This is a genomic window from Halohasta sp. A2, assembly GCF_056175805.1.
In genome coordinates this window covers 21675-29429 of record NZ_JAQFWV010000038.1, presented here as the reverse complement: position 1 = coordinate 29429, position 7755 = coordinate 21675, and the positions used below count along the sequence as shown (strand labels likewise).

Sequence of the window (7755 nt, the reverse complement as noted above, 5' to 3'; positions counted from 1 at the left end):
ACCAGCGGCCGGGTTCTATGCTCTCAACGGTGAGAGTGTCCTCCAGTTTCCACTAAATCAAGAGAAAGAACGGATTTGCGCGTGTTTCGAGGAGATACGCGAGCAGAATCCGGGCGAGCGGATTCTGATCGTCTTGGACAACTTCTCTTCACACATCTGTGCGTACACGCGAAAACGTTCCCATGAACTCGGGATCGATCTCGTCTTTCTTCCAGTTGGTTCGCCGCATCTCAACCCAATTGAACCAGTCTGGAAGAGTCTCAAATGGGAATCATCTCCCCTAATCGTGGAGGGCGCGGCCGAGTACCGCGCCCTCCTCGATGAGATCTTCACAACATTGACTGACCAGTTGAGTTTCGCAGGATCATGGATTGAGAATCACCTCAGTGGATTCATTCAGAAGTTGCGTTAATCACTAGACCATCGATCGATTCGTTGGCCATCGGCATTATTCCACCGAAGAAAAACGGTGTCAGGAGTAGAAACACGCCCGACATGCCGAACGAGACCATGCTCCCGACGAGTGGATCGATCGACTGTGCGATAGTACCGGGGATCTGTAACAGTCCGTACGCCGCGACAACGAGAAACACGACTGGATTACGGGTTACAGCGTTCCACGCAGTGCTAAGCGATTGAATGACAACCATATGACTACAACCGCCATTTATGACAAAATAGTATCGGTTTTTCTTTGCTTTTCGGCTTCACGGCTGAGAGAGCCAGCCGGTTCTCTGGGTGAGTTGTTTGCTACGAAAAACAGACTGTAACGGAGGCCGAAAGCGAGTTGTTAGGCGTCAGTTTCGTCGACTATCTACTCGTCGACGGTTTGTTCATCGATTGTCTGTTCGTCAACTGGCTCGCCACCGTCGGTTACGACGTCGGCGTCGTCTTCTTCGCCGCCGTCGGTCGCCAGCGAGGTCTGGAGTTTCCGGTCGAACCACTGCCATTCGACAGTGTTGACGCCGTCGTCTTCAAGGGCCCACGGATCGCCGCTTTCGACGCGTTTGCCCTCGAACCACGACGAGACCATGTTCCAAAACCAGATGAGCTGGCCGACGAACAGGATCAGCGCACCGACGGTTGCGACCTGGTGGAGCGTGGCGAACTCCGGCAGGTAGGTCGCATAGCGCCGGGGCATGCCGCCGTACCCCAAGAGGATCATCGCGAAGAACGTCACGTTCGTGCCGACCATTGTCAGCCAGAAGTGGGCCTTTCCGAGGCTGGCCTGGTAGCGCCGGCCGGTCACCAGCGGGAACCAGTAGTAGATGCCCGCGAAGCCCGCAAATGCAATCGCACCCATCACGATGTAGTGGAAGTGGCCCACCACGTAGTAGGTGTCGTGGAGCACGAGGTCGACCGGGATCGACGCGAGGAAGACGCCGGTGACGCCGCCAATAATGAAGTTCGAGACGAAGCCGATACAGAAGAGCATCGGCGTTGTCAGACGGATTCGGCCGTTCCAAAGCGTCGTGATCCAGTTGAAGGTCTTAACTGCCGAGGGGATCGCGATCGCCATCGAGACCGCCATGAACGACGAGCGGAGTCGTGGGTCCATGCCCGTCGCGAACATGTGGTGGGCCCAGACACCGAACGAGAGCACACCGATCGCGAGCGTCGAGTAGACGACGAACTTGAAGCCGAACAGCTGTCGACCCGCGAACCGCGGCAGGACGTAGCTGACGATTCCCATCATCGGAAGGACGAGAATGTAGACTTCAGGGTGGCCAAAGAACCAAAACAGGTGTTGCCACAGCATGTTGCCGCCCTCGGCGAGGAAAAACGAGGTGCCGAGATTTCTGTCAGCCAGTAGCATGATGAGCGCGCTACCGAGCAGCGGGAACGCAAAGAGGATGAGTCCTGACTGGGTGAGAATCGTCCACGAGAAGATGTCGAGGTTCGCCCACGTCACCTTCTCGCCACGCTGAGTGAAAATGGTCGCAATGAAGTTGATTGCCCCCATCGTTGCGGCGACCCCAGAGAGGTGGAGTCCCAGCAGCATGAGGTCGACACCAGCGCCGCCGACCGCGTCGTTGCTTCCGCCGGCCTCACCGAGCGACAGTGGCGTGTACATCGTCCAGGCGGTCTGTGCCGGATCGAACAGGCCGAGTGGCTGGGCGAAAAAGCCGCCCCAGATCAGCAGTGCCGCCGGTGGCAGCAGCCAGAAGGCGATGGCGTTGATTCGGGGGAACGCCATATCGTCTGCCCCGATAATCAGCGGCAGTAGGTAGTTCGAGAAGGCCGCGATAATTGGCGTCCCGAACAGGAACAGCATCGTAATCCCGTGGCTCGTCAGCAACGCGTTGTACGTCGACGTTCCGAGCAGCGATTCGGTCGTCACGAGATCGATTCGCATCAACAACACCATCAGTCCGCCGACGACGAACGCGACGACGCCGTACAGACCGTACAGGATGCCGATATCCTTGTGGTCGACCGTCGTTAGCCAGCGAATTATTCCAGCGGGTTTCTCCTGTTCGACGTATCCCGATTTGTCGATGAACGAGCCGCCACCGACTGGGCTATACGTTCGCCAGTTTTCGACCCGTGTGATCCACGTGGCGACGGCGACGAGAAACACCCCCATCAGAATCGTCAGAACGATTTGCGCACTAACATCCATAGGTGTTGGTCAGTAGTGCAGGGTAAAGAAAGATTCGGGTGACCGGCGTCCCTGCGTTCGATGTAGGGGAATCTGGGCCGTTGTCAACCGGCTCGTTTCGACGCGCTGGCGTTACTTCTCGGCGCGTGTTTCCGACTCGTCGGTGTTGGCTTCTGACTCGGTGTCAACCGCATCTTCGTCGGCCGCCGTCGACTCGGTTTGCTCGTCGTTGGCTGTTTCTGCTTTACTTTCGTCGACTTCCGGTTCGCTTTCGTCGTCGGCACCCTCAATGGGGCCATCGTTGTCAGCCTCTTGTTCGAGTTCGTGGATGGGCCGTGCGCCGTCAAGTCCGGCCTGTCCTTGGGCGTACACCGTCGCACGCTTTTCATCGCCAGCGATCGCTTTCGCCGAAACATAGGTCAACACGGCTAGGGCGAGGAACATCGCACCCATGATCACGAACATGATTCCAGAGTTCATGATGTCGAACCCCCACGGATCAACGAAGGCGAACGTCCCAATGAAAAAGAGGATAATGCCGAGCGGAATGAAGTTGACCAACAGGTCAAGCATCGTCTCCTTATCGAAGATCTTGGTTTCCATACGGTATGGTTGCAGAGGTCGCCCAAATAGGTTACTGGTTTTCTCGCTCGACAACGCCTTGCGCACCATGTAGCAAGGCTCTCTACTCGCTTGATTCCCGTCTACTACGTCGACTGTCGTTTCGGGACCAGGAACGTCCCGGCGACGACGGCCGCAACTAGAATCCCGCCCGTCGCAAACAGTGCGTACGCACGCAATGTCAAGTCGACGGCAACCAGTGGGCTCGCATAGAGGGTGCCTGCGCCGAAGACGAACAGGAGCACGGCCATCACGCCCAGTGGGGTCCACGGCAGTTCGACGTAGCCCGCCTCCTGGAGCATGCCGGCGATACAGCCACAGAACAACAAGAGCCCACCGACGGCGACCGGAAACACGTCGAACACCAGTCCGATCTCCGAGATCGGCACGCCGAGTGCGATAAACAACGGCCACGGACTCGCCTTCCGGTACTGCTCGCTGAGCCCCGGTGTCTCTTCCATACCGGCTACACGAGAGCGAGCCTAAGAAACGCTTCGAAACGCTGGGCCGAGCCTGACTGTCACCGAAGCGCGACGCCCTGTCGACTCAAAAACGACGAGACCGCCTTGATCTCGACCGGACTTCCGATTATTCGGTACTGCGTCGGGTCGGGTTGGAACACCGTCACCATATACTCGGATTCGACCTGATCGCGGAGCTGTTCGAACGTCTGAGAGGGTAGTTCGATCTGTGTGCTATCGCGGAGCCGCGAAGGGTTCGGCATGTCGTCGACTCATCAGTTAGTAAGATGATGTATAATCGTGTCGAAATATGCTTTCAGCCGGAAAGTAGGCGTGAGTGTGCCGTGTCGACATCTCGCGTGGCAGACAAAACCGGGTGAATGAACAGCTTTTTCGACGGCGGCGGCCCACTGGCCGGTAATGGGATTGGAGGAGGAGATCGAATCGATCCGCGAGGAGATCGCCGGAACACCATACAACAAGTCGACCGAGGCCCACATCGGTCGACTGAAGGCGAAACTCGCGGAAAAAAAGGAGAAACTCGAAAACCAGTCCTCCGCGGGCGGTGGCCAGGGGTACGCCGTCGAGAAACACGGCGACGCCACCGTGGCACTGGTGGGCTTCCCGAGCGTCGGCAAGTCGACGCTGATCAACGCCCTCACCAACGCCGACAGCGAAACCGGCTCCTACGAGTTTACGACCCTCGACGTGAACCCCGGGATGCTCAAATATCGCGGCGCGAACATCCAGATTCTTGATGTGCCGGGGCTCATCGAAGGCGCAGCCGACGGCCGCGGTGGCGGCCAAGAGGTGCTGTCGGTCGTCCGTACCGCCGATCTCGCGGTGTTCATGTTATCGGTGTTCGAGATCGACCAGTACGAACGCCTCCGCCAAGAGCTGTACAACAACAAGATCCGCCTCGACACCGATCCGCCGAGCATCCATATCCGCAAGCGACACAAAAACGGGATCCAGGTGAACAAAAGCGACAGCGTGAGCCTCGACGAGCGGACGATCGCGGACGTGCTCCGCGAGAACGGCTACGTCAACGCCGAAGTCACTGTGCGCGGTGATCCCTCGATCGACGAACTCATCGACGGCATGATGGACAACCGGATCTACATCCCTTCGATCGTCGCGGTCAACAAGGCCGATCTGATCGACGAGGACTACCTGCCGACCGTTTACGACCAGCTCCGCGACCACGACATCGACCCCGAGGCGGCGACGTTCATCAGCGCCGAGAAGGAACGGGGGCTTGAGGCGCTCAAAGAACGCATTTATGACACGCTCGGTCTCGTGCGCGTGTACATGGACAAGCCCGGCCGGGGCGTCGACTACGACGAGCCGTTGATGGTCAAAGAGGGCGCGACCGTCGGAGATGCCCTCAACAAACTCGGCGGCGAGTTTCAAGAGCGGTTCCGCTTCGCCCGAGTAAGCGGCCAGAGTGCGAAACACCCCGACCAGCAGGTCGGCAAAGACCACGAACTGGCCGACGAGGACGTACTGCGGATCATCACGAGCCGCTGAGATGGCGCGTGTGTCGACTCCGCTCGCATTGGGTGTGGTCTGCAGTCTCGTCGTCGTTCCGTGGGTGGTCGTCTCTCCGTTCGGAGGGTCGCCCTCGGCGATGATGCCGTGGGGGTTGGTTAACACGAACCCCTGGAACGCCGTCACACTGCTCGAATATCTCGGTTCAACAGGAGGCGTCGACAGCTTACCGTGGTCGCTGCAGGTGTGGCCAATCAGTCTTGGCTTTTATGTTGGGGCGGTGTTGAGTGCGGCCGGTGGTGTCATCGCCAACCGCGAGGACCCACGGCTGACTGCGGGCCTGCTCGTTTTGTCGGCGATCGGTTCGCTGTTTGTCTGGCAGGGATTGGTCGGTCGTGGCGTCTCGACGTCGGTCCCGCTCGGCGCTGTGTCGACCGGAGTTGTCGTCTGGTGGTTCTACTGGCCCAGGTTGCGCGAGTCACGGGGTCGACCGCCAGCGTAGCCACCGGCTACTTATATACTACTGTAGCACCATTCGAGTCAATAATCGAATAGGTTTGTTTGGTGTTCGGTATTCTTTTCGACCCGGCGGCCAATACTCATACCACATGACTGGAATCCTTGACCACGTAATGATGCGAGTCGACGACCTCGATGAGTCGGTCGACTGGTATCAGACCCATCTCGGCTACGAGGAGAAAGACCGCTACGAGGGCGACGGCTTCACCATCGTCTATCTCGGGCCCGAAGAGATGCACGACGACGCGATGTTGGAGCTCACCTCGAACCACGGCGAGGAGGTCGACGAAGTGGGCGACGCGTGGGGCCACATCGCCGTTCGGGTTCCTGAGGGTGAACTCGAAACCTACTACCAGCAACTCATGGACGAAGGCGTCGACGACTATCGGGATCCCGAATCCTGTGGCGGCCGCTATGCGTTCGTCAAAGATCCCGACGGCCACGAGGTCGAGATCGTCCAGCGCGACTTCGGTGCCGACTGGTCGCTGGATCACACGATGATCCGCGTCGAGGACGCCGACGAGGCGCTCGGCTTTTGGACCCGGAAGTTCGAGTACGTCGAGCCCCGCTCGCGCTGGGAGGCCAGCTCCTTTGCGAACTACTTCATGGCCCCCGAAGACGCCCCACAGGAGGCGATGAAGCTCGAACTCACCTACAACTACGACGGCCGCGAGTACACGATGGGTGACGCCTGGGGTCACCTCTGTGTGCGCGTCGACGACCTCGCCGACGACTGGGACCAGCTGATGCTCCGCGAAGCAGCGGACTACCGCTCACCCGAAGAGTGCGACAATATGTACGCCTTCACGAAAGACCAGGACGGCCACGAGATCGAACTCATTGAGCGCGACCCCGAGGCCGACTCGTTGTTCCCGTTCTGAGTCGACACAAAGTCGTCCAGACAGCACATTCTTTATATCAAATCGCCGTCCAGCAACGCCCATGCAACTGTTCGTCTGCGGGCTCGGCGGGGCTGGAGGGCGGATCGCCGACGCGCTCGTCGCGGCCGACGCCCACGGCTCGCGATCATGCGTTGTCGACTCCGCGGCGCTCGACACGAATCGACGATCGCTGGGGAGTCTCGACGAGATTCCGACCAACCAGCGCCACCTGTACGGTGCGCTCGAGGCCTCCGGCCGTGGCGTCGATGCCAATCGCCGTCGGGGAGCGCAAGCGGCCGACGACGAGCTGACCGAGCTGTTTCGCGCCGTCGACGACCAACTCACCTCACAGGCCGACGGCATTCTGCTATGCGCCGGCCTCGGCGGGGCAAGCGGAGCGACGCTGCTGCCGAAACTTTCGGCCGACCTCCGGGAGGTCTACGAGGTTCCAGTGTACGGACTCGGCGTGCTCCCGGCGGCCGAGGCCGACGCTGAGGCCGACGCCGAGCGACAGCTGGCGATCAACGCCGGACGTGCAGTCGACGAGAGCTGTGAGGCCACCGACGCGCTGGTCTGTTTCGACAACGCGCTGTGGACCAAATCCGCCGAGGACGATACTGAGCCCGCAGTCCAAGATCGGCTCAACGAACTGCTCGCAACGCGCGTGCTCACGCTGTTCAGTGCTGGCGAGGCTGACTCTGATGGGTTTGTCGCCGAAAGCGTGGTCGACGCCTCCGAAATAAGCAACACGCTCGCTGCAGGCGGCATCGTCTCGCTTGGGTATGCCACCCAAGCGATCGAGCGGCCGACCGAATCGCGGTTCGGCCTGGGGCTGCTGAAAACAACGGGCGAGGTCGACGAGACGGCCATCTTCAAAGCCATCGAGACGACCGTTCGCCGGGCCGTCCGGGGCAAACTCACCGTCGAGGTCGATCGAGACTCCGTCCAGCGCGGGCTGTTGGTGACCGGCGGCCCGCCCGAGTGGCTGAATCGCCGAGCGATCGCCGACGCGCGGTCGTGGCTGGCCCAAGAGACCGGCAGTGTCGAAATTCGGGGCGGAGATATTCCGACGCCCGATGTCGACGAGATTCTCGCGCTGGTCGTTCTCGCGGGGGCCGGACGCAGCGAGCGCATCGATGCGCTGCGGGCGGCCGCCGAGGACATTCAGTAGGATTCTCGC

10 protein-coding genes are annotated in these 7755 nt (G+C 60.0%); 5 read left to right on the top strand and 5 right to left on the bottom strand.

Annotated elements, in window-relative coordinates:
- Nucleotides 1-412: IS630 family transposase (locus tag O2S87_RS11645; protein ID WP_475408961.1), on the top strand; the 412-nt coding region annotated here is incomplete at its 5' end.
- Here O2S87_RS11645 and O2S87_RS11640 read toward each other — a convergent pair.
- From O2S87_RS11640 to O2S87_RS11620, 5 genes are all read right to left on the bottom strand, one after another.
- A complete protein-coding gene (locus tag O2S87_RS11640) occupies nucleotides 393-650 on the bottom strand; it encodes a DUF7847 domain-containing protein (RefSeq protein ID WP_475408960.1) in 258 nt (85 codons plus the stop codon). The two genes, O2S87_RS11645 and O2S87_RS11640, sit on opposite strands and share 20 nt — an antisense overlap.
- A gap of 164 nt (nucleotides 651-814) precedes the next feature.
- Entirely contained in the window at nucleotides 815-2587 is a 1773-nt protein-coding gene (locus tag O2S87_RS11635) for a cbb3-type cytochrome c oxidase subunit I (protein WP_475408962.1), read from the bottom strand.
- Between the two features lie 147 nt (nucleotides 2588-2734).
- Nucleotides 2735-3205 (bottom strand): DUF6684 family protein, encoded by a 471-nt coding sequence (locus tag O2S87_RS11630; protein WP_475408959.1) that lies wholly within the window; start codon nucleotides 3203-3205, stop codon nucleotides 2735-2737.
- 104 nt (nucleotides 3206-3309) lie between these two features.
- Nucleotides 3310-3684 (bottom strand): DUF7541 family protein, encoded by a 375-nt coding sequence (locus tag O2S87_RS11625; protein WP_475408958.1) that lies wholly within the window; start codon nucleotides 3682-3684, stop codon nucleotides 3310-3312.
- A gap of 59 nt (nucleotides 3685-3743) precedes the next feature.
- The gene (locus O2S87_RS11620; RefSeq protein ID WP_475408957.1) at nucleotides 3744-3947 is read right to left on the bottom strand and encodes a VNG_1110C family protein; all 204 of its coding nucleotides are present in this window, start codon (nucleotides 3945-3947) and stop codon (nucleotides 3744-3746) included.
- Between the two features lie 157 nt (nucleotides 3948-4104).
- On the opposite strand from O2S87_RS11620, the gene O2S87_RS11615 reads away from it, so the two are divergent.
- The 4 genes from O2S87_RS11615 to O2S87_RS11600 all read left to right on the top strand — a co-directional run bounded on the left by O2S87_RS11615 (nucleotide 4105) and on the right by O2S87_RS11600 (nucleotide 7746).
- The gene (locus O2S87_RS11615; protein ID WP_475408956.1) at nucleotides 4105-5214 is read left to right on the top strand and encodes an OBG GTPase family GTP-binding protein; all 1110 of its coding nucleotides are present in this window, start codon (nucleotides 4105-4107) and stop codon (nucleotides 5212-5214) included.
- A 1-nt stretch (nucleotide 5215) separates the two neighbouring features.
- On the top strand, nucleotides 5216-5677 hold the full coding sequence (locus O2S87_RS11610; RefSeq protein WP_475408955.1) for a TIGR04206 family protein: 462 nt from the start codon (nucleotides 5216-5218) through the stop codon (nucleotides 5675-5677).
- A gap of 106 nt (nucleotides 5678-5783) precedes the next feature.
- Entirely contained in the window at nucleotides 5784-6575 is a 792-nt protein-coding gene (locus O2S87_RS11605) for a VOC family protein (protein WP_475408954.1), read from the top strand.
- A gap of 61 nt (nucleotides 6576-6636) precedes the next feature.
- Complete coding sequence (locus O2S87_RS11600) at nucleotides 6637-7746, top strand: tubulin/FtsZ family protein (RefSeq protein WP_475408953.1); 1110 nt, start codon at nucleotides 6637-6639, stop codon at nucleotides 7744-7746.
- The last annotated feature ends 9 nt before the right edge of the window (nucleotides 7747-7755 follow it).